At 42.5% G+C, this 1,640-nt stretch carries 1 protein-coding gene; it reads left to right on the top strand.

From position 1 onward, the window contains the following. Positions 1-189: 189 nt before the first annotated feature. Positions 190-1,185 carry an acrylyl-CoA reductase (NADPH) gene (gene acuI / locus AC2VE5_RS26840; protein WP_486890589.1) on the top strand — a complete coding sequence of 332 codons (996 nt, stop codon included), beginning with the start codon at positions 190-192 and terminating at the stop codon, positions 1,183-1,185. The last annotated feature ends 455 nt before the right edge of the window (positions 1,186-1,640 follow it).

Below are 1,640 nucleotides of genomic sequence, written 5' to 3'. Positions count from 1 at the left end.
TACACGACGCTCTTCCTATCTTTATAGAGCTAAAGAATTTTAGAAAGATTTTCAAACAGCTTCTTGGTTCATAGATATTTCCATGTGGGATTAGCCCAATTTGGAAGATGAATTTCCTAGAAACGAGCAACATCTTTATGTTTTCAAAAAGTGTATCCTTGTAAACTTTATAGATATTTAGCTTCTAATATGAATACTTTCAAAGCACTCCGAATCAATCAGATAATTCCAAATCAAAAACCTGATGTGCTAATTCAAGCAGTTAAAAAAGAGTCTTTACCTAAAGGAGAAGTTCTGATCGAGGTAGCTTATTCTAGTCTGAACTATAAAGATGGACTAGCCATCACTGGGCAGGGTAAAGTCATCCAACAGTTTCCTATGGTTCCCGGTATAGACCTGGCTGGAATAGTTCGAGAAGATATTTCTTGCCGTTTTAAGCCCGGAGATTCGGTAGTGCTAACTGGTTGGGGAGTAGGGGAACGTCACTGGGGAGGCTATGCTCAATGGGCGCGGGTCAAGGCTGATTGGCTAGTCCCTTTGCCGGATGGAATTACACTTAAACAGGCAATGGGAATCGGCACAGCCGGATTAACCGCAATGCTGTGTGTCATAGCACTAGAAGAACAGGGAGTTAAACCAGACTCGCGCGAGGTTGTCGTTACAGGTGCTTCCGGTGGAGTGGGCAGTATTGCAACTGCGCTGCTGGCTCATTTGGGCTATGCGGTTGTAGTTTCAACCGGAAAAATCGAAGCACATGATTATCTACGATCACTCGGTGCACGCAATATTCTCGACAGAAGCGAGCTAGAAATACCTCAAAAGCCGTTGAAGTCAGAACGTTGGGGCGGAGCCATCGATACCGTTGGTGGTCAAACACTGGCATCGCTGCTTTCTAGCATGGTCTACGGTGCGAGTATAGCCGCCTGTGGGTTGGCTGGAGATAGTAATTTACACACCACCCTTTTACCGTTCATTCTTAGAGGAGTCCATCTAATCGGCATAGATTCTGTTATGTGTCCAATGGAAAGAAGACAAGTAGCATGGAGCAGGTTAGCCCACAACTTCCCCCTAGAACACCTGGAAAAAATGATTCGGGTAATCAGCCTAGAAGAATTGCCTGTCATGAGTCAGGCAATTCTTCTAGGCCAGGTGCAGGGTCGAATTGTGGTGGACTTAAACCTTTAAAATCAGCTAGGAGAAAAACAATACGAAAGCGTTTTTTCGAGGGAGATGGAGGATATAAAATGCGTTAAGATGAACCAATGTTCGATTCTGAGCAACTTGCCATCTACCAACCAAAGATTTTCCTCCTCTGCGTCTCTTTATCTTTACCTGTAGTTTTAAAATCTAGTAATCGGTTAACTAAGTGAAGGTTGAAAAGCTAAATTGCTTTAAACGTTTAAATTCATTTCCTATAAAGGGTTAAGCGAAGTTTGTATTCCCTCGCTTGAAACATAAGCTAGATAAGGGTAGTCAGATGGCTAAGATGTGCCAATTTTCCAGGTTGATTGATTCATTCGTGCAAGGTATTGTAAATCGAAGAGTTTTTTTAGCATTCTGGTTTATAAATGGTACCTGATGCCACAATGCTTAATTTTCTTGAAACTTGTCAAATCTCGTGCGTCTCTAGCATTTACACC

It is taken from the genome of Aliterella sp. E5.1, assembly GCF_057473825.1.
This window is presented reverse-complemented; position numbering and strand designations above follow the sequence as displayed.

Coding starts and splice junctions, on each gene's coding strand:
- acuI (WP_486890589.1), top strand. CDS start 190: ATGAATACTTTCAAAGCACTCCGAATCAATCAGATAATTCCAAATCAA.